This is a genomic window from Halobacteriovorax sp. RZ-2, from assembly GCF_043196685.1.
Lineage (GTDB): Bacteria > Bdellovibrionota > Bacteriovoracia > Bacteriovoracales > Bacteriovoracaceae > Halobacteriovorax_A.
Genome location: NZ_JBEBMR010000002.1, coordinates 518,664 through 544,879, shown reverse-complemented (window position 1 = coordinate 544,879; position 26,216 = coordinate 518,664). Strand labels below are relative to the sequence as shown.

At 34.7% G+C, this 26,216-nt stretch carries 21 protein-coding genes; 5 read left to right on the top strand and 16 right to left on the bottom strand.

Features of this window, described 5'->3' with window-relative positions:
• Positions 1-104: 104 nt before the first annotated feature.
• From ABMA78_RS08665 to ABMA78_RS08605, 13 genes are read right to left on the bottom strand one after another with little or no spacing between them, the layout of a single operon-like run.
• Positions 105-815, bottom strand: a complete 711-nt coding sequence (locus tag ABMA78_RS08665; RefSeq protein ID WP_392859031.1) for a hypothetical protein — start codon at positions 813-815, stop codon at positions 105-107.
• Positions 815-2,335, bottom strand: coding sequence for a helicase HerA domain-containing protein (locus ABMA78_RS08660; RefSeq protein WP_392859028.1), 1,521 nt, complete (start codon positions 2,333-2,335; stop codon positions 815-817). The genes ABMA78_RS08665 and ABMA78_RS08660 overlap by 1 nt, the downstream gene beginning before the upstream one ends.
• The gene (locus ABMA78_RS08655) at positions 2,325-2,882 is read right to left on the bottom strand and encodes a hypothetical protein (protein ID WP_392859026.1); all 558 of its coding nucleotides are present in this window, start codon (positions 2,880-2,882) and stop codon (positions 2,325-2,327) included. Before ABMA78_RS08655 ends, ABMA78_RS08660 begins: the two co-directional genes overlap by 11 nt.
• Before the next feature lies 1 nt (position 2,883).
• Entirely contained in the window at positions 2,884-3,666 is a 783-nt protein-coding gene (locus ABMA78_RS08650) for a TrbI/VirB10 family protein (RefSeq protein WP_392859025.1), read from the bottom strand.
• Positions 3,663-4,145 (bottom strand): hypothetical protein, encoded by a 483-nt coding sequence (locus ABMA78_RS08645; protein WP_392859022.1) that lies wholly within the window; start codon positions 4,143-4,145, stop codon positions 3,663-3,665. Before ABMA78_RS08645 ends, ABMA78_RS08650 begins: the two co-directional genes overlap by 4 nt.
• Positions 4,142-4,435 carry a hypothetical protein gene (locus ABMA78_RS08640; RefSeq protein ID WP_392859020.1) on the bottom strand — a complete coding sequence of 98 codons (294 nt, stop codon included), beginning with the start codon at positions 4,433-4,435 and terminating at the stop codon, positions 4,142-4,144. Before ABMA78_RS08640 ends, ABMA78_RS08645 begins: the two co-directional genes overlap by 4 nt.
• Before the next feature lie 13 nt (positions 4,436-4,448).
• Entirely contained in the window at positions 4,449-5,837 is a 1,389-nt protein-coding gene (locus ABMA78_RS08635; protein WP_392859019.1) for a hypothetical protein, read from the bottom strand.
• Entirely contained in the window at positions 5,834-6,493 is a 660-nt protein-coding gene (locus ABMA78_RS08630) for a hypothetical protein (protein ID WP_392859017.1), read from the bottom strand. Before ABMA78_RS08630 ends, ABMA78_RS08635 begins: the two co-directional genes overlap by 4 nt.
• A gap of 1 nt (position 6,494) precedes the next feature.
• Positions 6,495-8,453: a VirB4 family type IV secretion system protein gene (locus ABMA78_RS08625; protein ID WP_392859015.1), complete on the bottom strand. Its 1,959-nt coding sequence runs from the start codon at positions 8,451-8,453 to the stop codon at positions 6,495-6,497.
• Positions 8,446-8,712: a hypothetical protein gene (locus ABMA78_RS08620; RefSeq protein WP_392859012.1), complete on the bottom strand. Its 267-nt coding sequence runs from the start codon at positions 8,710-8,712 to the stop codon at positions 8,446-8,448. Before ABMA78_RS08620 ends, ABMA78_RS08625 begins: the two co-directional genes overlap by 8 nt.
• Positions 8,713-8,721: 9 nt before the next feature.
• Positions 8,722-9,042, bottom strand: coding sequence for a hypothetical protein (locus ABMA78_RS08615; RefSeq protein ID WP_392859010.1), 321 nt, complete (start codon positions 9,040-9,042; stop codon positions 8,722-8,724).
• A 10-nt stretch (positions 9,043-9,052) separates the two neighbouring features.
• On the bottom strand, positions 9,053-10,891 hold the full coding sequence (locus ABMA78_RS08610; protein ID WP_392859007.1) for a hypothetical protein: 1,839 nt from the start codon (positions 10,889-10,891) through the stop codon (positions 9,053-9,055).
• On the bottom strand, positions 10,888-11,028 hold the full coding sequence (locus ABMA78_RS08605) for a hypothetical protein (protein ID WP_392859005.1): 141 nt from the start codon (positions 11,026-11,028) through the stop codon (positions 10,888-10,890). The genes ABMA78_RS08610 and ABMA78_RS08605 overlap by 4 nt, the downstream gene beginning before the upstream one ends.
• A 479-nt stretch (positions 11,029-11,507) precedes the next feature.
• On the opposite strand from ABMA78_RS08605, the gene ABMA78_RS08600 reads away from it, so the two are divergent.
• From ABMA78_RS08600 to ABMA78_RS08585, 4 genes are all read left to right on the top strand, one after another.
• Entirely contained in the window at positions 11,508-12,299 is a 792-nt protein-coding gene (locus ABMA78_RS08600) for a hypothetical protein (protein ID WP_392859003.1), read from the top strand.
• Positions 12,296-12,643: a hypothetical protein gene (locus tag ABMA78_RS08595; RefSeq protein WP_392859001.1), complete on the top strand. Its 348-nt coding sequence runs from the start codon at positions 12,296-12,298 to the stop codon at positions 12,641-12,643. The genes ABMA78_RS08600 and ABMA78_RS08595 overlap by 4 nt, the downstream gene beginning before the upstream one ends.
• A 73-nt stretch (positions 12,644-12,716) precedes the next feature.
• A complete protein-coding gene (locus ABMA78_RS08590) occupies positions 12,717-13,151 on the top strand; it encodes a hypothetical protein (RefSeq protein WP_392858998.1) in 435 nt (144 codons plus the stop codon).
• Between the two features lie 8 nt (positions 13,152-13,159).
• A complete protein-coding gene (locus ABMA78_RS08585) occupies positions 13,160-14,065 on the top strand; it encodes a hypothetical protein (protein WP_392858996.1) in 906 nt (301 codons plus the stop codon).
• An 816-nt stretch (positions 14,066-14,881) separates the two neighbouring features.
• On the opposite strand, the gene ABMA78_RS08580 is transcribed toward ABMA78_RS08585, so the two are convergent.
• From ABMA78_RS08580 to ABMA78_RS08570, 3 genes are all read right to left on the bottom strand, one after another.
• Positions 14,882-22,996 (bottom strand): RHS repeat-associated core domain-containing protein, encoded by an 8,115-nt coding sequence (locus ABMA78_RS08580; protein WP_392858994.1) that lies wholly within the window; start codon positions 22,994-22,996, stop codon positions 14,882-14,884.
• Between the two features lie 26 nt (positions 22,997-23,022).
• Positions 23,023-23,298 (bottom strand): hypothetical protein, encoded by a 276-nt coding sequence (locus tag ABMA78_RS08575; protein WP_392858992.1) that lies wholly within the window; start codon positions 23,296-23,298, stop codon positions 23,023-23,025.
• A 329-nt stretch (positions 23,299-23,627) separates the two neighbouring features.
• Positions 23,628-23,888 (bottom strand): DUF3892 domain-containing protein, encoded by a 261-nt coding sequence (locus ABMA78_RS08570; protein ID WP_392858989.1) that lies wholly within the window; start codon positions 23,886-23,888, stop codon positions 23,628-23,630.
• Positions 23,889-24,023: 135 nt separating this feature from the next.
• Here ABMA78_RS08570 and ABMA78_RS08565 point away from each other — a divergent pair, with 135 nt between their 5' ends.
• Positions 24,024-24,815, top strand: coding sequence for a helix-turn-helix domain-containing protein (locus ABMA78_RS08565; RefSeq protein ID WP_392858988.1), 792 nt, complete (start codon positions 24,024-24,026; stop codon positions 24,813-24,815).
• Positions 24,816-26,216 lie beyond the last annotated feature (1,401 nt).

Genomic DNA, 26,216 nt, shown 5'->3' with positions numbered 1-26,216 from the left:
CTTATTCGTAGAGTGAGGGAGGTCAAAAATCATCTCGATAATGGCCCGAAATCATTCAATAAAATGGCAGGGGCGAATTTTGTTTAACTTCATTTGACTCTAATTTAACCTTTCTCATCACCAAAAAGACTCCTAAAGCTCAATTCTCTACCTAGATAGAAGCACTCTGACTTTTCATAATTAAATTTGGTTGCTGTCATTTGCTTATCTAGTATTAGGACTATGGCCTCTTGAATATCTTGCTTCATCTCCTCCAAAAAGCGTCGGTAAGTCTTAAATAATGTCTCCTTATTCGTGATAAAGACTCCATAAGTGAAAACACTTCCAGTTGCATATCGACGGTACTTTTCTTTGACTCTGTTTTGTGACTTTTGAGTAAGCTCGACTTCTAATGCAAGTCTGAATATATCCTTTCCCTTTCGCACGCTGGCCTCAGCATCTGGTAAGAGCTGATCTCCTGATATTTGATGAAACATTCTTCCATTCATAAATGAGTCGTTCTTTAATAATTCTTTTAGAACTCGACTTACAATTAGATCATGGGTTAAATTCTCATCACAAATTTCATAGGTGTAATCATGGTCAGTGTATTTAAGCCCTTTGTTCGTTAGATAAATGTGCTTATTCTTTCTGCCAAGAAGTACCCCTTTAATAAGTCCATGCGTTTCAAGCTTTCGGACTTTCTTTAAAAGGTTATGATAACCAACATCGTAATTGCACATTTCACTTAGACTCTTCATGTCCACGACTTTCCATTGCCCAACAATATTGATGATGTCCTCATAAACCCCTTGGGGAATAAAACTAGTTTTCATCACCTACCCTCAATTAACAAAGGGCTACGTTTTTTTACTGAATAAGGTTTGTTTTTTTTGGATTCTCTAGTATTCTCTTTTTCGATAACTACCTCCTTATTTATAAATTTGACGTTATCCCAAACGATCTTAGGGTCGATATACTTCACGTTAAGAAGATCAACTTTTGTTGGGTAGTGCCTCAAAAACACACATTGCCCTACGTTTAAATTCTTTAAGATATTGGAATGAACAATTAACTCCTCAACTGTTCTCTGTGATCCTTGGGCCTGCTCTTCCCCATCTTGAACACGTATTGTCTGTTTCTTTGACTCCATCGTTCCAATAGACTCAGCAAATAATCCTGCACCGTCTTTTATTCTTTGCTTAAAAAGAAACCAATTAGAAGTATTCTCTAAGACTTGGGCACAAAGTTCAGAATCATATTTTGCGATATCACTTGGAGACTGAAAGGCAAAAGTAAGCTCCATCTTTGCCCCTCTTACCTTATTTAGAATTTCGATAAACTCATCTGTAATAATTGCTGATAGCTCATCAATATAAAGTCCCATCTTATCAAGGTGACCTTCGTTAATAGGAGTTATATCTCGATAGGTTTTATAAGCTGAATAAGAGATGTCTCCTAAGATCACTTTCCCAAGAGACCTGGCAATTTCAGCAAAGCCTAGAACAGATAATCCGATATAGACGCATTTATTGCTCTTCCTAATATCAGAAAAACTAAGACCATCTGCTCTATTAAGCTTCTGACCAAAGTCTGATCTCATAAGCTTTTTAAGACGTGATAAAATCCCTTGAATGTCATCTCGCTTATAAAGGCTTTCTTCTTTATTCTTAGAATCACTTATTTCAATAAGCTTGTTGTAGATGCTTTCAAGGTTAACTAACTCATCTTTGCTTTTAAGAATTGAAACCGCATCCTCGATAGCATCACGACAAATTTGGGCGTAATGTTCCTCACTCCATGTAAAGGATTTAAAAATACGATCTGCGATATTCGTACTTGAACCATCCTTAACAGGATTTAAGGCACTAGCTCCCTCGCCATTCCAGTATTCAGAAAAGACATAAAAATCCCGTCCTGTTAACTTACAAAGATTGATAAAGTTCAAAAGAGAGCCGTTATCGCCCTTAGGGTCAATAAAGACCACAGGCTTTCCTTGTCTCATGTCTTCAAACATAAGAGCATCAAGAAGAACGGTTTTTCCGGAACCACTAGCTCCGACCACCGCCGTATGAGCTGATTTATTAATTTCGCTTCCCATAATATTTCGTTTGGATGTTACGGAATAACCGATAGCCTCATCAAGTAGAGTGCGTCTGTCATTTTTAAGATCATCTCTTTCAATCTTTTTAATGGTATTCTTATTATTTCTTTTAAAGACATACTTATCCATTCCAAGAACAAGTCCTGTGGCCATTAATTGGCTTAGTTTTAAAAGAATCTCTGACATTAGATCAATTACAGGGACTAAGGCTTCTCCAAGCCCAAAGTCTCCTGATTGCTTCTTATTGCTCATTATTTTCTCCTTCTGAATTGTTATTAATTGAATCAGGTGTCTCTCCATAGGCGTGTTCATAAACATCAAAGGCCGGAATATAAAAAGTTTTGTTCCCTTTTTTTACGTAACGCTCTTTGGATTGATATTTGATTAGAAATTGTCTATTTACTTTGCCCTTAAGCTCTTCAGGTAACTCCTTAACTGGAACCTTGTAAGCTTCTTCTTTACTGAGGTTGGCATCTATATTGAGATTTCCTAGGCCTATCTCGATTACATTAGGATCATACGGAATATTAGTTTTCTTCTTATCCACAAGCATTTGATTGAGCTTATAGTTTCGAGGATCATCCTTATAAAGGGCATAGCCAGCAAGAGCCGCCAGTCCTGCTCCCACAAGCCCAAAGACGGCAGCATTTGCACCACGACTTTCTTTATTAGGACTAAGCATTGCTCCTGCCGTGGCTCCTGTTGCTCCACCGGCTAAGGAGCTATAGATAAGAGTTTTCTTCATGGTTGAGCATGAAGTCATGCTCAAAGTTAAAATTCCTAAAAGTATTCGTTTCATTCTATTCTCCATCTAACTTTAAAGACTTATTAAAAAAGACAAGAACTTCTTTTCCAGAGTTCACATAAGAGATCGTTAAATTCTTCTCTCCTGACTCGATCATCTTGTTCTTGGCATTAGTTACGATACTACTTAGACCGTCCATGATCTTATTCTTGGCCGTATTTTGATTAAATGTGCCAAAAGGAGAACTTACTCCACCTTTGGCCACATCAAACGTAGCTCCTAGAAATGACGCAAAAGAAGAAGTTAGAAAGGTTTTCTCTTCTCCTGAGTAGTAATAATCAGCAATGATTCCTTCCGCTCCGTCTAAATCCCAAATATCCACATCAACGTCGTATTCTTCGCCATCTATAACCAAGAGGTCACACTGGCTCGGAACACGTTTTTCAAAGCTAAATCCAAGACATCGAAGTTCAGCTCCGTTCAAATCAGAGTTTTCACTATTTATTCTCACGATAAATTTTGAAGGCTTTACATTCATGGCCAAAACTGAATTTAGAATAATTCCACGAACGCGTGTAAGGGCCATGATTTTCTCTTCCTTCTTTCTAACGATGACTCGCTTCTCAGACTTCTTTAGCAGTTCTAAGATCGCTTGATCCTTTTCAAGTAGACTCTTAGTATGTTCATCAAGTTCGCTCTTTTTATTCTTCCTAACAGTTCTTTTTTGAACCTTCTTAGGTACTGGCTTCTTGTACTGATAGCGATTTGAAGCAGGGATCTCACTAAATCCCGCTTGAGCGTATGAATGTAGAAGTAATAAGACAAATACCCACTTCATAGAGCACGTCCTTGGTAGTAGATCATCTTTCCATCTAAGAAGATTGGAGGCCCTTTAGATAAGTAGCTCTTAGCCTTGATTGTTAATTCATTAACCTTAACTGGTCTTTTAGACTTATTTACAAAGAATAAAGACTTAGGACACTCAAAGAGCTGATATTCTTTCGTCTCTTTTAAGAGAGTAAAGTAAGTGCATCTTTCTGCCTTACGAATCTCAACGTCCTTATTTGAGAAATTCTCGCTATATTTCAGATTGAAATGATATTTTTCCTCTTTGAGAAACGTTATGAAATTTCGGCTAAAGCCTTTCTGCTTTGGCTCGTAGACAAGACTTTTTCCTTTATTTAACTCATAAATCTTAAAGTCTCCCTCTTGGCCTCCTACATAGTCTTGAACCTTGTTTGGAAAGTTCACGCTTGTAAGGTGCGACATAGATAGAAAGATCGTAAATATATGTCCTGTAATGATGTAATAGATCATAGTGAGTCCTCCCATTGATAACGAGAGGCCAGTCTTTGCTCTTTCACATCAGCAATTTTATAGAAATGAGGAAAACTTGCATTCTTCTCCAAAGCAACTCGAAAACTTCGATGCCCCTTGCTATCTTTGGCCACAACATCACAACGAAAGCCACTTAATTGCTTTATGAGTCCAATTTCTTCAATCTCAAAGGTATGCTCTTTAACGTCCTTTAAAACAGACTTGTTAAATAGCTTCTCCGTAGGATTATTTTCAAATAACTCTCTCATTCCCATGTAACACGCTTCCATTGCACTAAACCTCTTATTGTCTTCTTTGTGGTTGATTAATATTCCTGTTCCTAGAATGAGGATGTGAGTTAGTGCGCTTATTAGAGCGATATATATTAGAGGTCTTTTGATGTGGTCGATGGACTTTGCCATGCTTTTGTACTGTTCCATTACTTACACTCCTTTTATTGCTTTGCAGATTAGTAGATTCTTTTGGGCCTACCTTAGGATTTATTTGGTGAACTTGCTTAGACTTATAAGCAGGGTTCTTTCTTGTTGGAGCTGAAATAAAATCAACTCCTGATGATTTACTTGAATTTTTAAGAGTCACATAATCCGAATCATTCACATGAGGTGGGATATGACCTTTTATATGTGTATGCCCAAGTCCAGTATGCTTAACTCGTTCTGCCTGCTTTGGTGCTGGACGAGAACTACCTCCACTTGATGTGAATTTATTCATGCCTGCAATCTTGGCCTTCTTAGCGAATTGATAGCCACCTTTGGCCATTCCTTTAGCAAATGTTGCCTTTGGGCCAAGTGGGCCTCCGGTTGCCATCATTGCTGCATTATTGACGGTGTTTTTTGGTAGATTCATCACGTAATTGGCCCCAATACTTGCGATAATTCCACCGGCCTGAGAGATACCGCTTCCATTTAAAATCATGGCCCCAATAAGTGGAGTAAAAGCGATAAATAAAGTCAGGATAAAGAGAAGAGTTGTTCCCATCATCGAGCCACCAATGATATGTCCTGAGACATAGCCCTTGTTAATCTCTGTTCCAATCATTGAAATAATAAAGACAAGGACGTGAGGGACAATTAAGCACCACAAATAGCTTAGAATTGCCCCTCTTAGGATATTTCCCATAGATGGAAATAGATAGATCAGGCATGGAATTCCAATGAGCCCATACCCAAGATAGTAAACGAGAGAATACACAACTTTTAAAATCACAAAACAAAGCTTTGTGATGAAATAAATCGTTATAGTGAAACCATCATTAACGAATGAATCAAAGAGGTGGTATTTCAAAAAGGCCAATGCACCAGTAAAGGCATTACTATCTTTAAAGAAATCCTTCTTCTTATCCTCAGTCATTGAATCCCAATGCTTAAAACCATCAAAGAAATCCATTAAGAGAATATTTTGTTGTTTCTGCTCTCTTAAAACTTGATCAGCTGTGTCCATTGATGATGCTATTGAGCTTTCATAAACACTTGTAACCGTCGTTAAAATTAGAATAGAGATAAAAGCTCTCTTCACTAACGTAAATGGCTCTAGGCGATCAAAGTATTCAATGATTACTGCAAGGATAAAGACACTTGGAAGGAGGCTAAGAAAGAAAAGCCTATACTCTTCAATAAGTGTGCTTAGGTTGAAGCTTTGAACTAAAAGAAGGTCTCGCATGATACTTGTCATAGCTTCCCACCTTTCGTAAGAGCTTCATTTACATCTTCTTTTTTGCCATCAACTCCAATCCAGTTTTTATAAAATTCTTCACGACGAAGTTTTTCGACGGTCTGGCTCTTCTTAATGCCAAGATCAACTTTTTGGTATTCAAGATTATCTCGCCTTATTTTAGAGAGAATCTTCCCGTTAAGGGCCGTATTCATGGCCGTGTTTTGAGTATGTTTACTAATTGAGCCCTCACTTGCACTCATTAGCTCTTGATTATGTGACTCTCGCTCATCGGCCATCGAATTTACGACTTTCTCCCAATAGCGATCTGTAAAGTCTTGAGCCTCTAAAACGTCCTTTGCCATAAAGTCGATATTGCTCTTTAAACCTTGTAGATTCATCTTAAGTCTAAGCATGACTTGGTTGAGCTCTTGAAGGTTTTTAGGCTTCATTTTATTAGCTTCTGCTATATCAAGAACGTGTTGCTCAATACGACGTGCAATGAAGTAACGCCTCATTGCGATAAAGTTATATTTATCTATCTGATCACTTGTTTTCTTAGCGACCTCTAGGATTTTTAGAGTATTTGAAACGGTTGATGCTGTATTAGAAACAAGCATCACAAGTGCCGCTGTATCGCTATCTGGCATAAAAAATGTGCTCGCATTTGCTCTCATGCTAAATATCAAAGTAAATGACATTGCTATTTTGAAAATCTTCATGTCGTAACCTCACATAGGCCTCAATAGCCTCTTTACTTGAATCAAAGAACTCTTCAAACTTAGAAAGAAAGTTTTCTAGCTGTTTGTCTTTGCCAGCTTCTGTATGAAACAGCTCCAACTCCAAGGGAGTTAAGTAGTTTCTAAGAATTTTTCTAAAACGATTGTCGGTGGATTTTAGATAGCACTCTGAAAAGACTCCTTTTTGAAACTCTAGGGAGCCAATGTTTTCAACATCAAAGGAAGTGATATCGTGTCTTTCTTCCATCTCTTGAGGGAAGAAGACTTTAAAATAGCAGTTGTTTGTTATTGAATTAGCGAGATCATCTCCAAGACTAGAGAAGTCTTTAAGAGATTGGGAAATCGCAATAGGAAAAGCACCTGTCTTTCTAAATGTCCTAAAGCACTCGTCAATATATGAGCTGTGATCCCCAAGAAAACTCCAACACTCATCAAAGACGAGAATCTTTTCTTTTTCAGGTATATTTTTAAAATATTCCAAGATAAAGATGATAATTGGTGCAATTACGCTCTTTGGGTAGTTTTCTACGTCAACGTATAGGATGCTCTTTGTATCTATATGCTCATCACATATGTAGTCTTTAAAGTCTTCAAAATAGAGATCAATTTCAGCGAAGTCTTCTTTTAGATTATCTATAAATCCAAAAAAGGATTCGCTTTTTGGTAGGGCCTCTTTTATGGCCCTTAAAAGCTTTCCTTTTTCTAACTTTCCAAATCTTTCCACATCAACAACAGAGAGAATAATTTCTCTTAAATACATTGGGTCTTTAAATTGAAATGGATTGAACTTGTATTCAAGATTACTTCCTCCGTAATACTTTGTGAGCTTACGAAAAGAGCCTCCCTTATCTAGAATTACAGTTGGGTGATCCTCAATGAGGTGATGGACAATCTTGTTTACAAAAACAGACTTGCCACCGCCACTAATACCAGTAACGAGCATATTTCTGTTTTTAATAGCGTCTGTGAATGGATCAAAATAGATTGTTCGCCCTGAGTTATCATGAAGCTCCATTCCTTCGTCCATAAGAAAGCTTCTCTCAACTGGTAAGAGGTAACGTAGATGGCTTGTCTTATTTGGAAGAGTTCTTAATCCTAAGCGAGGCTTAACTCCAGGAATAAGTTCATTGAAGATTGAAGTTAGTCCTGATTTAAAGTTTCTAAGTGATTGCCCCTCTGCAAAGACTTTAATCCCGCGTGAAAGCATCTCGCTAACAAAAGCCTCACTCGTTGAGTTTAGCTCTTCTAGAGAATTGGAGCGTAGTAGAAAGAACATCTCCATCTCAAACATGGATTCACTTCCATGAATAAGATCATGCATGAGCTCTTCTGCTTGAGAATATGCTCCTTCACTTGAAATATCTCTTTTAGACTTTAGAAAACTAGATAAATGTCCTGTTCTAATTCGCTCAAGCTTATTAATGGACTTATCTTTGGCCTTCTTCTTAAAACTTAGAACATAGTCAACATCTTGAGGGATTAAGTGCTCATGGGCCTCATCATCTGAAAACTCGCTTACTGAAAACGCTCTTAAGTATTTCCCGTTAAAGCTTATGTAGTCATCATAGATTCCAACTTCTGAGAAAATCTGGCTAGTTTGAAAAAAGCACTCTAAGGGCCTATTTTGTTCCTTAAATTCAATTCCTGAAAAACTTGGAAGTTGAGTTCCATTAGTTTCCAAGAAAGAACAATCAGCAACTTTATAGAACTTGAAATAGCTATCAAGATTTAAGTTATTAAGGCTTCTGGCTAAAGACTCAAAAAATCCATCTCTTTCAACATAATCCATCTGTGAAGTATCAGATGGAAGCATTGAGTAAAACCATGAAACATCACCATGTATAGAGGTAAGCCTATTGCCCTGAACTTCCAATACTGGAAAAGTCGATTTACTCATGACGACCTCCAAGCTCAAACTGCCAAGAAAGTTTCTTGTCATCATTTAGGTGAGCAAAGAAGCCTTGTTTTAGTCTTTTGCTTACAAACTTTAGGCACACTAGAGTCAACGCAATTATTGCGAGAGAGTAAAGACCTGAAAATTTCATCCAAGAAAGGATCAGGTAACTTGAACCAACTACGAGAAGATCAATTCTTGTAAGGCTTGCAAGCATAGTGGCCTTCTGGTTTAGCAATGTGGGAAAATGGTTTCTACTCATCTATGACTCCTAACTAAAGCTTTGAATTAGGTTTCTAATCAGCTCTAGCCCCGAGCCAGCAAAGATTGATAGAATCGCCACATTTGCCGCTTTCTTTTGGTATTCGTCCTGCTTAAAAAATGAAAGTGTGACGAACATAATAAAAGAAGCTCCGGCCACCGCCCCCGCAAGGGGGATGAGATAGGTGGAGGTGATGGTTTCAAAACCATTTTTGAGCTTGCTGAACGCAAATGTATGGGGAGAATATATCAAACTCGTTACTGCCATTGTCCACGCTAAAGGACAGGCAATATCAATTCGTCTTTGACTTTTAACTGATATGGTTTTCATTATATGCCTCTTAATTGTAAAAATTTGTTACAGAACTAGTTACAGAAAAGCTAAAGTCGAGAACTTCCTCTCTATTTTCACCACGTTTAACTTTTGACCAATTAACCCAATGCTTCCACTTGTGAAAATCTTTAGACTCTACTGACAATGGGATATTATTACCTTGAGCAAATCGCATGGTTGCGTCAGGGCAACTATAATGCCCAGTCTTTCCAGACATCGAGTCTAATTTAAAGCCATTGAATAACTTTTCACGAAATGTAGGGGTGTATAGTGATAACGGTTTCTTGCCAACCTCACCTTTCGAAAAGAAGAATGAAGGTTCTATAATTTCATATAAAAATAGTCCTTCAAGATCACTTCTTTTAATGACACCTTTTGAAATTAAGTCATCGAGTAAGTATACTCTATCATCAACTTTAATTTTAAAGACACTTGAGCTTTGCTCAATATCAAACTGTGCTCGGAAGACATTTCCCGTGTAATGCCTTAATGATATGACACATACAAAGTCTCTAACCATACAGTTACCTCGACAAGGAGCAGGCCTTATCGTATCAACCATCTTAATGACCTCATCACCCCATATCTCATTTACATCTATTAAGAATGATATTTTGGAGTGAATCCCAAAATCTCCTAAATTTAACTCGGGAGATTTATCCGAAATGACACTTCTATATGATCTCGTATAGCCTTCGATTTGATTAGACAGCTTGTTACCAGTCATATAAGAGAGAGTAATACTGTCTTGAGGAGTAAAAGGATGTGTTAAGTAACTTTGATCAATCTTATTAGTGTAAACAAACCATCTCCCTTTTTTGTACTCATCTCTAACATCAATTAACTGCTCATAGCTTTTTAGGTTATTTGAGTACTCCCCAAGCCTTGTTAATGCATTTTCAGATATTTCATATTCATCTTTATAAATAGTATCTAAGACCTGTATAAAAGACTTCCCACTATTAGTAGATACATATTCAACTCTATGCTCATCTGGATTAAAAATATTAACGGTTGTAGTTTTAGACTTAATACTCTTAATTAGGTTTTTAAAGTTTGTCTTAACTTCAGTTAGTTCATAATCAAGTAGCTTTAGGTAAACAAACTCCCCTTTTTTAAGGAAGCTCTCCATAACAAACTCCTCAGGTATATCTGATACTTCGATACTAACTTCTTCTAAGACATTTTCTTTTAGTACTAGATCAAGACTAACTCTTTTGAGGACTTGATACTTCTTATTCTTATAGTCATAATAATAAATACCAAATACAGGATTTCTAACTTCTTTAAATAGTGGATGCTTATTAAGATATAAACGTGCCTTTATATTAATTGATATTGACTCAATACTTGATTTTGGTTTACTCAATAACTTTTTTATCTTCAGTTGAGACTCAAAACGACTTAATTCATTATCTAGGTCATATTTAATTAGATAATTATCAAGTTCAGAGATTTCACCAAAACTATGTCCACTAAACCGTCCAACTTTAGCAGAGTTTTGAGATGACTTATCCCACAATAAGTTTTTTCCATAAGTGTAGCTAAAATCAAAGTCATCTTGTTTTACTGAATCTTGAATAATAACTTCTTCTAAGGTTTCATCGTTATGAATATTTAACTGTAACTTATAACCTTGGCCAAAATATAAATCGAGCTTAGGGATATCTGCGATTTGGTTATCTAATCCAAGTTCATTCTCCCTATCATTTGAGATCATATCTCCATCAAAGTCTCGATCTTCTAGTCGCTCAATATTTGAAACGAAGTCACCTTCCTCTTTCTCTGAAAAACCACAAGAGATAAATCCTATAAAGACTGTTAATATTAATATGTTCAATTTCATGCTCTATCTCCTTTCCAATCACCAAGATATTTTCGAAGAAACTTCACTTGATGACTTAGCTCCTTATTCTCAATTAATTCCTCTTCACTAATTAAATTAATCACCTCTTTAATTTTCATGATCACCATTTCTTTCATTTAATCCCCCTTGAGAAATTAATAAGCTTTAAGGCTTCACAAACCTTCTCCATTAAAACCTTGTTACTAAAAAGCTCCTTTTCAGATATACTTCCGACTAAACTTCGAAAACAATCTGTAGCTTTTCTTAATTCACACCTCATGAATTCCTCCAATTTCTATTCTTGTTGTTAAATAAGTGAATGCTGGTTTACATAGGATCGAGATTAAGAATCAAAAGATTCCTACAGTGGGAAACGAAACTTCTTACCACGGTAAGAAATTTTCCAATCTGGGAAACGTTTTTTAGACACTTGGGTGATTATTTTTCACCGTGGGAAGAAAGTATTCCATTTTGGAATAAGACTATTTTGAATTGATAAGTACTTATAAATACATAAGCCGTGTATTTTTCACATATTTTGTGAACTTATACTTGATTATTGGCCAACCAGTTAGTAATAACAAAAGGCATCAAAATTAACGGAGTACGAAATAACGTGTTAGACGCAAATCAATTTGCAGATTTACCTGACTTTCTAGAGTCTTGTGTTAACAAGATAAAGAAGTCATACCCACGTTTTTCTAGCCTACAGCTTTCTAAGAAACTAGGTATTCCTAACTCAACATTTGATCGTATTGCTAAAAAAGAAGTAAAAAATCCTTCTTTCAATTATGCTTTAAAGATTGTCCAAGAAGTATCTACAGAAGAAAATATCCAAACGTTTATTAAGAACTTCTATCCAAAGATGTATGAAAACTTTGAAAGCGTATATCCGGGAAATAAAGACGTACCTTTTGTAGTTCCTGAAGCAGAGGCTTACTTTCAAGATCCATCTACTTATGAGCTTCTGATCATGGCCACATCAAGTGAAGGTCTTACTAGAGAACGAACTCTAGAGGAGTTTGGAAGAAGAGGATTAGGAATCCTAGATAAGCTTATCACTAATGGAATATTAAAAGAAAATAATGGAAAAGTTTCAATTGAAGGGCCAATTAATGCTAAACAAGATACTGTTAAGCAAGTTCTTCAAAATCTAATCAAGTTTAATTATGATCTTGATTCTTTTGGAGATAATAAGAACTGGCTTTCTGTACAATATGAGTCAGTAAATACAGAAGTTGTTATTCCACAATTAAGAGATATCTGTATCGAAGCAAATCAAAAAATAAGAGAAGTAATGAATAATCCAGAATCAAAAGGACGTGACGTCGTTTGGGCAGGAATTGCAATGGATAGCCTAGTTAAGCATTCTGATCTTCTAATTAATAACAAGAAGGTGCTTCAATGAAATATTTAGTTATATTATTGGCCCTATTTAATCTTTCTCAACATTCACTAGCAAGTGATGAGTCTATAAGTACGACAATAAATCGTAGAGCAAATAAGATATCAATCCCAAATGATAAACTAGAAGCACTAATTTCAAAGTCCGGTGTATACTCTAGAGTTATAGACATTCAAGAAGAAATTGAAAAAATTCGCGGTGTTCACTCTACACCAACGAATACAATGATTGATTTAAATGATCTTTCTAATCTTGATCTTAGATCTATATATTTAAACAACGGTCGCAAAATTGACGTTAATGCCCTAAGAAGATTAATCGATGGTGGAGATATGGGGGGCGGATAGTTATTCCACTACACATTCAATAAGTAATAATCATAATCTAATAATAAAAAGTAAATTGAAATATAGGTGCAAAATGGATTCCTTAGGTACTGTAATAGCAATTCTGAATGAAAAAAACTTACTAATTAAAGTAAATAGAAATGCTAATCATCTAGAAGGTAGAACATTTAAAGTCGTTGAAAAAGTTAAACTCCCAGAGGATAGAAAAGTTGAAAATATTGACAGTATTCTTTTCCCAAAAGGCCGAATTACTCTAATGCTATATCAAGGTGAAAGTATCTACTTGGCAAATGTTGTTACAGAAACAAAAACAGTCACAAAAAAAATAATTAAGGAAGGTGGTCGCAAAGCACTTAGCAGTTTACTAAACCCTTTTGATACTTACGGCGAAACAGAAGAAATAACACAGAAAGTTCCACTCAAAAGCTCAGCTCAACTTTCCAAAAGTCAAAGCTTAGAAATTAGACTAGAAAATGAAATCAAGATAGGTGACTATATAATTGAATAGGGTGAAAAATGGAAAACAGCAATATTCAGCTAACAGTTGATCAACTCTCTAAAATCTTGTATCAATCTGCACAGACTCAAAGCACGAACAATATTCCAGAACTCTTACTATGGTTTGCCTTTATTGGTGGGTTAACAGTAACTTCATTCCAAATATTAAAGTTTATAATCCAATTTATTGTTCCTTCTAAACTAGATATTCGACTTTCAAAGGAAGTCTTTTTTAGAGTTTCAGAATGGGGTGAGAGCTTATTTCCAAATATTATTCTAATAAGCCGAAGAAAAACAAGTGAAATTAAAAGCATCTCTTTTGAACTTAAGAAGGTTTCCAAAGAAAACTCTACATCTGAACATAAGTTTCTTGTTAAGCCTAAATACTTTGGTGAAAAAACAAAAGTTGATGGAGTACCTATAGCCGAGAACTATTTCCATACTCAAAGCTCTCTTTTCTTTATTCCTGTAGACAAACCGATTAGAATGGTTGTATTAGCGATAGTGGATGGTTCAGAAGAAAAGTTTAGTAAAACGATTACTGATTTCAAGGTAGCGATTGAAGGATTCAGAGATGAATATTCAAACCAAACAGATGAAGTCGACCAAGAATTTATAAATAATCTTCGCACTAGAGCAGATGGAATTATCAAGGAGTACTCTTCAAAAATACTCGACATCATACAACTAAAACCTGGTAAGTATGAGCTAACATCAAGTATTGAATATAAAACGTTACATTTACTGGCAATGAAACGCACATCAAATTCTAAAATTTCTTTTACTGTTGAAGATGGAATAAGAGACAACTACAGGATTAAGCTTGAAGCCACTCTTCGGAACATTCTACAAGACAACATATCTAACAAGCAATCAACATATAATTTCCCAGAATATTATCCTATAAATGTTAAGGAGCTATAAAACCATAACTATCAAGGCTAACTTTCTATTCTAGCATTACACCACAAAAGATTGATAATTTTCGACGCTTACTAATCAATTAGGTAGATACTATTTCAACACTACAAAAATTCAACGACTTTAACTTACTTTAAAAGTCTTCAGCATCATCAATTCTTGATATTTTGTCTTATACAATGAAGGTATTAAAGTTTTTTGTTTCAATCGTTATTTCAAAGAAGTTAAAGCGCTCGCCCCAATCTCCGCAGCCGCAACTCCACCAACAGCACTTTCTATTATAGAGTAAAGTCCTACATTTTTCGCAAACGAACCAGAAGGATAAGCCTCACATACAAACCTTCTCACTCTCGTGCTGGAATAATAGTGTATTTATTTTCAGGAACAATAACAAGGTAACTCCATGCCTTAAAAACTTTAACTTCTCCGTCCGCGACATCAGTAGAGCAAAGATAGGAAGTCTTACTTTTTAGTAGCAAACATCCATTTACTCCCCTCTTTGGATAAGTAATATTTTGAATAATCTCGTAACCATTGCTTACACTGGAATACACAACGACAGAGTTTATGCTTAATAGGAGCAAAGCATAAATGGGTAAGTATAATACTAAGATGGCAACTTTTTCTTTTATAATTAAGTCATTAAATACAACAAACTCAACTATGAAGAAAATCAAAAACATTAATATACATGAAACATAAGCAGCTCCCGTATCATTTATGACCCAATACCTAGGATTAAACACGTTAAACACTAGAAATATGATACTTAAGAAAAAAGCTATAACTAGTCTATATTTTATTTTTTTATTTACCACTTTAAAGCCCCATACAAACGTTGTAATTATGCATATCACCTCTTGCTGCAAACGGTGCACACTCAATCTTCAACATATTATCATAGAATATCTTATATGTTTTCTGAGCAGCTTCATTATAAATCTCCCCCACAGCTTTTGTTGCCTTATCCGTTCTAATACGTAACTTTCCAGATTGATCAAAGCCAGAGCCTGATACTTTATCAGCAAGAACCTTTCCTACTCCTGCAGCAGCACCTCCAATGACAGCTCCAATTATTACTTTTCCTATATTCTTAGAATTAAATGGATTCTCTCCCTCTAAAGCGAGAGATGTACTTGTAGCACCTCCTCCAGCTAGAGCACCTGAAAGAATTGTTCCTACCAGCCCCTTTCCAAAAGCAAATGAACCCAAGGCTCCGAACGCAGCACCTGCAACACCAACAACACCACCAATAGCCATTCCTTTTAGAATTCCTATCGCATCCTCTCCCGAGAAAGCAGATACCAAACCACCAACAGCAGCACCGATAAGGAATGCTGAAACAACAAATTCCCCGGTCGGATCAACAAGGAAGCCAGGACGATTAGATGCGTACGTATACTTATTAATAACAGATACAGGTAGTAACTGATTACCACTTACAGGATCGACTTGAAGAAATCGTCCCGCCAATGGATCATATGTTCTTTTCCTAAAATGATATAAATTACTTTCCTCATCAAACTCACGTCCCGTAAATGTAAAATGAGCTTTTAAGGGTAGTGAATCTATATCGACAATATCACCTTTACCATTTTTCCCTGAAACAACACCAAATGAAGTGTAATCATAAGACTGAACAGAGGTTCCATTGTTATCGACAATATCAACAACAGATCCTATGTGATCTTTAAAAAAGAAGTAACTTCCAACCACTGTCGAAGTATTGTTTTCTTTTCCAGCCTGTGAAATATCTACAGCTAAAACATCATCTGTCCTCATCATAGAATGTGTATATTTTGCTAATATTTCATTGTTTTCATTAAATATATGTACAATCTCATCACCATCAAAAGAAAATCGCCTTATTTTTGACTTATTATCTTTAAAATCATTTATAACTTTTTCAACCCTACGTCCGATGGCGTCGAAAGTATAAAATGCTTCTATTTCCTTGCTTATTCCTTGTTTAAAATACTGATAACCAATCAATTGATTCTCAGAATTGTAAATATATTGATGAGTATCGTTATTTTGTTTATCAATTTTACTTGAAAGATTTCCAGCATCATCGAAGTAATACAAATACTTCCAGTCTTCAGTCAGACGTTGCCCTGTTTGATCATAAGAGTAAGAGCCATTGTCATCCGAAATTCTATTACCTAAATTATCATATTCGAAGATTTCGAGTGGAACTCCACCACTAGAGACACCCACTAATTGATCATTGTTGTCGTAGCTGTAGTCTTCGACTGATGCAGGTGTTCTTTTTTGTGTAATGTTTCCGACTCCATCGACTTGATAAGTAAAGCTATTAATTATTCCTTGATTATTTTCATGGATAATTGATTTAACAGCATTATTATCAAAGTATGTATATGATGATGTACTTCCAGGCCTTGTAATCCTTGCCAGTCTATTTTTAGAATCGAAGTCAAAGTCAAAGACCTCACCCTTATGATTAACTAAACGACGGAGCCTATTTATTGAATCATATTCGTAAGTATTTACCTGATCTCCATCTCGGAACTCAGTACGGTTACCGCGAGAGTCATAAGAATACTCAAAGTCAAGACTTGGAAGATCTGTTCTTTCTCCAACCCCAAATGACCCAGCAATATTTACAACATCGCCAATTTCTAGATGTTCGTACTCAAAGTTTACCTGAGTCACATTATTACGTGCCATTGTTAGATTTCCACGGCTATCGTATGCGTACTCGTATAGATTATCAGGTAGAATCTTTTTAGTTAGCTCATTTGCACTGTTATATTGATATTGCTTAATAACACCATTAGGTAAAACCTCTTTAGTTACGTTATTATTTAAATCATATTCAAGTGAAGTTACTCTTCCAAGAGGGTCTACTTTTTCAATTAAGCGATCAAGCGTATCATAAGTAAAACTTGTAACTTTTCCATTTGGATCGAGAATATTAGCAAGCTGACCAGTTGCTGAATATGTATATGATGTTTTATCTCCATTACCATCAGTAACTGAAAGCAACCTATTAAATTCGTCATATTCTCTTAAAACATTTTGACCTTTAGCATTTGTTATAGAAGTAATATTACCTGAAGCATCTCTTACAAAGTCAGTAACGTTACCAAGTTCATCCGAACTGGCGAGAACATTTCCTACATCACTATAAAGATATTCAACAAAAGTTCCATCGGGATTTGTCTTCTTACTTACCAATCCCATAGAGTTGTATTCATATGAAACTGTTTGACCGATTTGATTCTTTTTAGAAACAAGTTGTCCCAGTTCATTATAGAAGTTTTCTTCTACAACATCTCCATTTTCTGTCTTCAGAAGAAGTTGACCAAAGTCATTATATGTATATTTTACTCGTACACCTGTAGCTGTATCATACTTCTCAATTAAATCATTAGAGAAGCCGGCATATACAAAGGAAACTTCAGTTCCATCAGGTCGTTTAACAGAGACTGGACGTCCTATAGAGTCTCTTTCGATTTCAGTAGTTTGTCCTTTTACATCTGTAATAGTGTTTACAAATCCAGTGAAGTCCTTTTTCATTGCAACTTCATTGCCTTTTGCATCAACTATGTAGTCAGCGATTGCAGGATCATCAAAGTCTTTTAACTCCGTCTCATCACTTCCATTACCTACAGTATTAGAAGTTCCAACCTCAACAGAAGTTTGTGCACCATTAGCACTTTCACTACTTACTAACTGATCGTAATCATCGAAGTAATAATTTGTGGCAAAGTTATTCTTATTAAAGCTTTGAATAATTTTTCCAGCTTCATCGTATACAAACTTTTCTTTTGTTTGATCTGGATATATAATTTCTGTGAGCTTGGAATCCTCATATACAAACTGAGTTTCTCTTTGTGCTTTATCCACAACTCTGTCTAATAGCCCATCGTAATAGTAGAAGTCATAAAGTTTAATATTATCTTTAATAACCTCAGTTAATAGCTCATCTTGATATTTATATTCTAGTGTTGTCCCGATTAAGCTTTGTGATAAGTACTCACGACCATTATTATCAAAGAACGTTTGAGTTCCATCACGCATAGTTAGCTTAATTTCACCATTATCCAATCTTTCAAGAGTAGTTCCATCATTATCTTTTGTAAAGAAAGCTAGGTTATTTACACCAGTATTTAGAATTACACGTCTAATACTCCTGTGTCCTTTATCAAAAATAAGAAGATTATTATTTTCATCTAGTGCGACTCTTTCAGGAGAGCATAGAGATGCAGATGTAGCAGGGACATTTTCTTTAATCGTAGCACGACATTCACCATCTCCTGCAACAACATAACTGTCTAAAGTTGTTAAATTAATCGCAAGAACACGATTATTTCCAGAGTCTGCAACATATAAGATATTCTTAGAATTATCAATTGCCATTCCCTTTGGAAATGTCAGTGCCATCTCTAGAGCATGGCCACTTAATGCAATTTTTCCTCCATCTTGTGTATTAAGACCTGCAATTTTTGTAATATATCCGGCTGAATCAACCTTACGAATATAACCATTTTCAGTAGATATATAAACATTACCTTGCTTATCAGCAACGATTCCATTTGGATGATACATACTTGCAGCTCTAGCAAGGCCACCATCTCCATTATCTAGAGTTTGTCTATTTCCTGCAAATATCTCAACTTGATTAGTCTCCATATTTACAGAACGAACAACATTATTTCCAGAATCGACGATTAGCAGAGAATTAAACGGAGTAGAAATAAAGTCAGTTATATTATTAAACTTTGAACTTAAGCGATCACCAGCAACATAACCAGAATTAATTCTTTGCCCACTACTTGCAGGAGGGGTTCCACACGATACTCCATTATATTTACTTAAATAAACATCATTCGAACATTCAAATCCAGTCGTTGCACAGGTATTGTTCTTATAAGAATTAGATGAAGATCGACCACTACTTACACCTACCATATTAGTAACATTTCCAACTATAACTTCTTTTGAAGAGTTGTCTATTTGAAACAATGCACCATTAATATCTGCCCCAACAAACTTACCTTCCTCATTTTTAAATACTTTAGAAAAAACATGATTTTGTACATAATCTACTCTGCGATTATTACATCTATATCTATTACATTTTTTCAGACCAAAAGAACCACAGCTATACTTTCCTTCATATCTAACAAAATTATATCCTAAAGTTCCTTCAAACCTCGGTGTTTGTACATTATCAGTAATCTCACCACTATTTGAGTCCAGCTCAACTATTTCTCCATTTGTTCTCGATATATACGAAGAAGAACCGTAAAAACTTGCACTAAAAATATCCTCTTCAGATGTATAGACAGTTTGTATCTGATTATTCGCATAGTATGATTTAACTTCACCACTTGGCGATTCAAGAGCGAGAACAGCAGACTTTGGATCTAAAATCTGACTATTAATACCAAGCTTCCATCCTTTACCAAACTCTGACGTTGACCTATTTTGTACAATTACGTTTCCTGAATACGCATATGGATATAATTCTTCAATTAATTTTGAATCTGGACTACTCATGGCTTGTTTAATTTCCCCAGACAATAAATATAATGCAGAACTTGTTGGCATTAAGTAATATGTACCAAGAGTCATTGTTTTCAATTGGATTTCATATTCAGAGAGGTATGGATGATAACCAGACTTTTGATCTTTTAAGTCTAATGCATAAGAAATTACAGAATTATTTGGTACTCCAGTAAATGGATATCTTTCACTTGTGTAATCGCCTACAGATGCCCATGCCCATACATTTTCAGGCTCAACCCACTGTTTCCCTTCAAAAGAAACATTAAATCCTTTTCCTTCAATTCTCTGTTTCCCAAGGCTCGTTCTCTCGATTTTCCTTTCTTGCTTATCGACACTAATGATGTTTGAAACAACTAACTTAGGATTTGCCCATGTACTATTGTAAACGAAACTAGGTGCGAAGTCCTTACCTGCTATCTTCATTGAAGGTATGCTCGCTGATAAAGATAAACCGTTCTTTCCAACAGTTGCTTCATTTACTGCATCATCAGAGAAGCTAGATAGCTTAGGAGCAATAGGTGCTACAAAAACTTCAGAGAAATGCGTGATTCCTCCATTCTCAACAGATTCAACAGTTTGGCCATCATCCGAAACTTGAGAAAGTCCATCAATTTCCCATATTCCCGTATCACTATTTTTAGAATAAACGATTAGCTGAGTTTTTGGTGGAAATTCATTATCATTTGGTAAAACTAGATTTGCAGGCTCTCTAAACTTTAGTCCAGATGGTTCAAGAGCATAAACAAACTCAGGCTTTACATATTCTGGAGGTCTAACATTTAAATGTTCAGAAGCAAGCTTACTGACACTTATTGTTCCTGTTTCAGTTCCGTCAGGAAATACTGTGTTACCAGAATCTACACTTAGAGCAAAGCCTTCTACATTTGGGTTAGTTACAGTAGTTGAAGTTGTTTCATCAACGACTGTCTCATTTCCATCAATTACGAGAGGTACCAATGTTATTGGCTTACTTAATACATTTAATTGATTACTTCCGAGTGAAAAAGCAACACTAGTCTTATTATATCTCTCCTCATAAGTCTCATCTTCATTTGCTACGTTAATACCCGACGCATCAAAAGAAACCTTTTGGTCTCCTGTTGCTGGATTCGAAATTGAAAAAATACCTGATGCATCAGTAATGGCACTCTGATTTGAATTAATAATAGTAACTGTTACTCCGGCCATTGGTTCGCCATGAATATTCTGAACCTTTCCTGAGAAAGTAGTATCAATATTATATCTTAGAGTTACATACTCAGTTCTATCATAGACATCATCAACACCTTTAAGTGTAACTTCTGAAGCAATAGGAAGTTCAATTTGAAAACGGCCTCTCTCATCTGAATTAATTGAATTAAAGCCGAAAAACCCTGTTGAAATCTCAAGACCTGGTTGAGAAGCCCACTCTGCCCCAGTAACGACAATTGTATATGGGTCATTTTCTTTTGGCTTAATTGATATAAGCTCAGCTCTTAAAACCTCTAAAATAATAACAGCATCAATTTCAACAACAGTTTCATTAGATGCATAATCAATAGCTGTAATTTTTAAATGAAAGTCACCTTCTCTTTCTGCTGTAAAAATATGACTTATATTTAAACGATTTGATGAAATATCAATTTCTTCGTCATTTAGAAGAACTCTATCTAGTTTCTCACTACTTTTAAAACTTACTGGAAAAGTAATTAAATCAATGATTGAGTTATGAATTGGTGAAATATCACTCAGTTCAGGAGCTATTGTGTCTAACTCAATAGCTGGATAACTAACTTCATTTACGTTACCTGCTCTATCCATTACACGAACGATAATATTATTCATTCCTTCAGTTAATGTTATGAATCCACTAAAAAGGCTATCTTCTACCGAGCTAACAAGTTGATTATTATTAAAAATATCAATTTGTGTCGGAGACTTATCTGTCACCATAACGTCTGATTGAAATAATGTTTCGTTAGTGATTAGCCTTTCAACATTATTTAAGGCAATTTCTGGAATTACAGTATCCCAAAAGAAAGTATATTCTAATGTATCAGTAGCATTACCAGCATGATCAAATGCAGTAGCTTTAAATAGGTATTCACCATCCGCTAACGAATTAAAGTCGATATTAATATCTAATACTCTGTCTTCGCCTACATTTTGATTAATACTTGGTAGAGCATGCTCTGTTAAAGACCCATCTACAACCTTAAACAGCTCAAACTTGGACTTTGAAGTATCAAGATCACCAAAATCATCACCGGCCTGTAAATTTATAGAAAAGTCTGAATTAAAGTAATTATTCTGTCCTTCATATGAAATATGAGACCATTTTGGAGAAATTAAATCCTCAGCTACAGGAATTGTATAATCTAGAGACCCGTATACAAATTCTTTTTCAGACTTTTTACCTTTTCCTTTAAAATCAAGATTTAGTTTTTTAAGAAGATCAAGTCTTAAGCTATTGGCCTCAGAAATACTTAGAGATGATATTTCTCTGTTGATTTCCAACTCATTTCCAAAAGACACTTCAATATATCCCGTATTAGAAATTTCAACACTTTTATGAGATAGAGACAAAGCATACTGATTTAGCCCATCATCTTCAAATGACTTATCATGCTTATCATTTTTCTCATCTATCTCAGGAAACCAAAAACTTTTCTCTGATAGGTTCTTAGATTTCGCTTCAACATTTACACTTCTACCTTCAATTGGTGATCCTAGTGGTACTCTAAGAGACATTTTATGCCCTGAGTAAAAACTAGAATAATAGAATGGAAAAGATATTTGATTATCGACTTGAAGTGGTACTTTTATCTGAGCTAAAACAGAAGTATCCTCTTCTACTAAACTATCAATATTTTTAGATACTCTTTCTAGTCTAGATTTAAGCTGCTCTAACCACTCAACTAAACGGTCTGTTAATACACGCCCTTCTAGTTTTGCTATTCTTTTTTCCACTAAAAGAATTCTCTTATTTAGCTTGGCTTGGAGTTTTTCATACTTCTTTATTCTTTTATCTTCTTTAGCAACTAAGATATGAAGAGTATTTTCTGTACCAGTGCTAAGCTCTGGCGTAGAAAAAGTCCATTTATATTCATGGCCATGCTTCGTCACCTGAAGATGGTCAGTCACTTCTGTCATTGCATCTGGAAAGTAAGCTCTTATAGAAACATTACCATCTAACGTTGCTCTACACTTTTCTTTATTATGAATAGAAGAATATTTAGAGACACAAATTGAACCTGAAAGTTCAGTTGTTGAGCCAGAATTATGCTTAACTTCACTAGGAGCCGGTGTATCGTACTTAATGACAACACCCTTTCTATTATACTTTGAACCAACAAATGCCAAAGAACTTAGTGAGATTGAAAATAATAAAATAAGCTTAGTGAATAAGTTTCTATTCATGATCATACGTCCTGCTATTATTTTAATTAATTAGTTGCTGAAGAGTTTGAATTAGCTAAGGCCAATAGTTCTTGATAATCTTCATCCGAAATTGCCCCATCAGCTTTTAAGTCATCTAACTCTGATTTAGATAAGCTATATGGGGTTTCTTTTAACGCTTCTTTAAATTGAGCGATTTCTTCTGACTTAGACTGTGAGAATGATTTATTAGTGCTAGAGACCTTTAAGCCATCTCCTGTTCCAGAGTTACAGCTTAATAGTATTAAAGAACAAAAAACTAAAACTATGAATGAATTCTTCATTTATCCCTCATCAAATATTTATATTTAATTGAGTATCGGGCACAACAAATTTTTCTGAAAAAGAAAATCCATATTTCTTTAAACAGGCAATAAAATCGATAACTTATGTGACAAAACTCAAGAAATTGCACTACTCCTACACACAAAGAGTACTCTAACAAAGGCATCCGAAGTTGTTTCTAAAGATATTCTTAAGAAAAAGAGGAGTTATTCAAAATAGAATTGTAAACATTGGATGAAATACACGAAATATTGGCAATTTTCTTAAAAATAAGCGTACCTAGTTAAAGGCACGCTCCGTTGTAGCATAGCTAACTTTTAACAACCTTTTAACAAGGAGGTAAGTTATCTAAGTTGTTCGAGCTATAGTTATCTGGGGCAGTCGTTAAATACTCACTCCCTCCGTTTGACTTAACTAGAACATCTACCTTGTTCCCACCTACATTAACGAAGTAAGAGTGAAGTCCTAAATTGATATCTGAGATTACCTCAGATGATTTCCTTGGTGACCAATCAGAACCCAAGTTACAAACACCAAGAATGTTATCGTTTGAGTCCTTTTTCACCTTCTTAATCTCTCTCGTAGCCATTTCTGCCTCCCTATTTGTGAGATTTGTTTCTAAAGTCAACCTTTTACATTTAGTAGACATATTTATCAATTTTATTTTCTAACATTGAAAAAAATATAGACGATAAGTTATTTATAAAACTTTGAGTGGTAATTTATGAGCTATAAAAACTTTAATGAATTAAATTTTTGTAAGAATCTTAAAAAAATAAGAAAGTCATCTGGATATACACAGGCACAGGTGGAAGAGAAGCTAGACTTAAGGCCAATGGCAATCTTCGATTTTGAAAGAGGAAGAATAAAACTTAATATTGAAACAGCAATACAGCTAGCAAATCTATATGACTGTACACTAGAAGAAATATACTCAATTGAAATAGAAAAAAACAATACAGAAACAAAGGAAACATCAGATTTACGTTTTCTACCAGTACTTCAAACAGGAATCTCAAATAAGAACTACTACATAATACATCATCACCTTATAACTGATCCAATAATCATGGCCGACCTTGGCCTTAATGAAGTACCTCTTAGAAAATCACCATTTGATAGAATTACAGACAAGCTAACAGAGAACCAAAAAAGAAAAGTTACAATCGAAGTATTAAAATACATGAGTTCTCTAATAAATATAGACAATAAAATAACAACTGAAGAGAAGATTATATTTAATGAATTAATGAGCTCCCTAAGCTTTCCTCTAACAGAACAAGAGAAAGCATCAATAAACAGAGCGAATAAGAAAACATATCTAGGAAAGACATCTCCAAAGTATTTCAAAACTGATGCAATAAAGCGATTTTTAGTATGGCTCCTAATAATTACTGCAAAATCTGATAATGACTTCGCAGAAGAAGAGGAAAGCTACATTAAAAAGATAGTACAACATATAGGTCTTAGACTTGATGACTTCGACTATATAAAGAAGAAAGTCATTAACCTTTAATTAAATATAATCAAATTACTATACTCAACAAAACACTTTAAACCTTGAATTTGCACTTAATCAGTTCTTAAAACTCTTGATTGTTGATGATTCTGATGTATATGCCTTAATGTAGCAGATGAGTCGAATGAAGCGATTTTCTACTCTTCTAAGAATACGTGATAAATTGGGTTACCTGAACTCACCTCTGTTTTAATTTCCAATATATTCAGTTTTATTTATACCTACAGACTTCTCAACTCGTATCCTAATAAGACTATATAACCTTAGAAATTAATTACCTAACTATCTAGCCATTTAATAACCCCGAAAATAAGAATGTTGTATATGAATATAACTAAACAATAGAACAAGTGGGACTTTGTCTTTCTTACACGTAATATACAGTCCAATTTAAGCTTTATTACTTTATCTGAATCTTGAACTTTATTCACTTCGATTAATGATTTAAATACAGTTGGGTCAGTATACCAATTCTCGAACCATTTATTTGGTTGCTCACTTCTTAATAAACTTATTAGCTTTCTTATATGCTTTATTGATTTCAAACGATACAATGCCATATAAAGAAAACTCCCCATCATTAAAAAGAAGTTAAACAAAAGAACATATTTTAAAACTTCATTCGACATTATTGAGCTCTGCTGGACTATTCATATTATCTATTATGCCGCTTCTTCCGCATAACCACTTCCCATATGCAAAGATTAAAAATAATTGGAGCAATTTTCCTTAATTTTCTTTATTAGTCTTCCATGAAAATTGGAATTATTGAGCATACTTGGTGAAATCAATAGTTTAACTATATGAATTTTCTCATTAAAATTAGCCCCGCTACAAGCGTGACCAAACCTCTCAACGCAGTACTCTGTTAAGTTGTGATCACTATAAGAAAATGTAGAAAAAGCAATGTTTCCCAATTCATCATTACCTAACCTTATAATTAGAAAATATTTTATAATAGTATTTTCTAAATGGTTGAGTAACTTGCTACTTCTTACATTTTTTGTATTAAGTATTAGTTTTATGTAGTTATCCCCACACATTTCTATTTCTGAATTCATACATAGGCCACAACTTATTAGACTATCATTTAAAATAACGAGTTCATATTTTTTATTAGAAAAAAAAATCCCATTTTAACTTCATTTTTCTCAAGGCTTACTCCAGGAGTAATTGCTAACAATAATAAACCAATAAGAAAAGCTACAGTAATCCCAAATAATAGAAGCCTATTAACTCTGAAGGTCATTTAATTTCCTAATCATCATCTCCCCTTTATAACTCAAGTTGTTGAATATTAAAAAGTATAAATGCTACTCTAATTCTTCAACATAAGATTTGAAGCGAATAAAGGCAAACAAATAAGTAGAATCCCTAATACTAGAAAATATAATGCAT